The organism is Candidatus Regiella insecticola LSR1 (genome assembly GCF_000143625.1).
GTDB classification, from domain to species: domain Bacteria; phylum Pseudomonadota; class Gammaproteobacteria; order Enterobacterales; family Enterobacteriaceae; genus Regiella; species Regiella insecticola.
The window spans coordinates 6,779-8,207 of record NZ_GL379651.1; the positions used below are offsets into that span (position 1 = coordinate 6,779).

Annotated in this window: 2 protein-coding genes; one reads left to right on the plus strand and one right to left on the minus strand. The window is 40.5% G+C overall.

The features are described 5' to 3' along the window. A partial coding sequence (locus REG_RS14850) for a BRCT domain-containing protein (RefSeq protein WP_039908398.1) occupies window positions 1-470 on the plus strand: 470 nt, incomplete at its 5' end. 71 nt (window positions 471-541) lie between these two features. Here REG_RS14850 and ubiA read toward each other — a convergent pair. Continuing rightward, window positions 542-1,408: a 4-hydroxybenzoate octaprenyltransferase gene (ubiA, locus tag REG_RS08835; RefSeq protein ID WP_039908403.1), complete on the minus strand. Its 867-nt coding sequence runs from the start codon at window positions 1,406-1,408 to the stop codon at window positions 542-544. Window positions 1,409-1,429: the final 21 nt, after the last annotated feature.

The following is a 1,429-nucleotide window of genomic DNA, read 5'->3' on the forward strand; positions in this document are numbered from 1 at the left end:
TCCGAGAGGTAGGTGAAACGACAGCCGCAAATTTAGCGGCACATTTTCGTACTTTATCTCATTTACGTAGCGCCGATGTTGAGACATTACAACAGGTAGCAGATGTCGGCGTGGTCGTCGCAACGCATGTCATTAACTTTTTAGCACAAGAACATAATCAGCATGTTATTAACGCGCTAGAAGCGGTAATTCATTGGCCGGAGCCAGAACAAATAATCGCTGTAGCGGAAGAGAGCAATAATATATTCACCAGTAAAACCATAGTACTCACTGGGTCATTAAATAGTCTCTCGCGGGAGAACGCTAAAGATCGGTTAGTTGCCTTAGGCGCTAAAGTCAGCAATAGTGTTTCGAAAAAAACCGATTTAGTTATTGCCGGTGAAGGCGCCGGGTCTAAGCTAATAAAAGCCCAGGAACTGGGGATAAAAGTGATCACCGAAGATGAAATGCTACGTTTATTGAGCGATTGACAGTTTTACAAGCCGTAATTCAGCGTCGCTCAAGAAAATTTCGAATCGGCGCTTAGAAAAAATGTGTTTATTCATATATAACTGAACAAAATTCCCAAGAATAATATTAATCCGACATAATTATTGTTTAAAAAAGCACGAAAACATCCATTCGGTTCACGGTTAGCTATTATTTTTTGTTGATAAAGAAATAAAACGCCTGCAATTAAAATTGAATAATAAAATACATTATCCAATTGCATCAGATAACCCACGGTTATCATCAAAAGTAAAGTAACCAGCTGTAAGGCACCAATAACCAATTTATCGTATTGACCAAATAGGATCGCCGTAGATTTCACGCCAATTTTCAAATCATCATCACGGTCTACCATGGCATACTGAGTATCATAGGTGATAGTCCAACAAATATTAGCCAACAATAATAGCCAGCAAACCAGTGGCAAGCTGCTGCTGACAGCAGAAAATCCCATCGGAATAGACCAACCAAATGCCACTCCCAATACCACTTGTGGTAAATGGGTAATACGTTTCATAAACGGATAAATCCAAGCCAACGCTAAGGCGACTAATGATAATTCGATCGTCATCCGATTTAGTGTTAACACTAAAGCAAAGGCAAACAGCAGTAATACGACAAACAAAATTTTACTTTCGTACGCACTGATCGCCCCACTGACCAATGGCCGATTTACCGTACGCTTCACATGGCCATCAATATCACGATCAACATAATCATTTATCACACAACCGGCAGCCCGCATCAGAAAAACACCCAAGACAAATACCATCAATATGGTTATATCAAGCATTCCTCGTTGTGCTAACCACAATGCCCACAATGTCGGCCACAGTAGTAGTAATGAACCAATGGGTTTGTCAAGACGCATCACATGGCAATAAGCCTTCCATTTACTCTGAATAACCTGCCTTTTCAATTCAGCGTTCTCCAATATAGG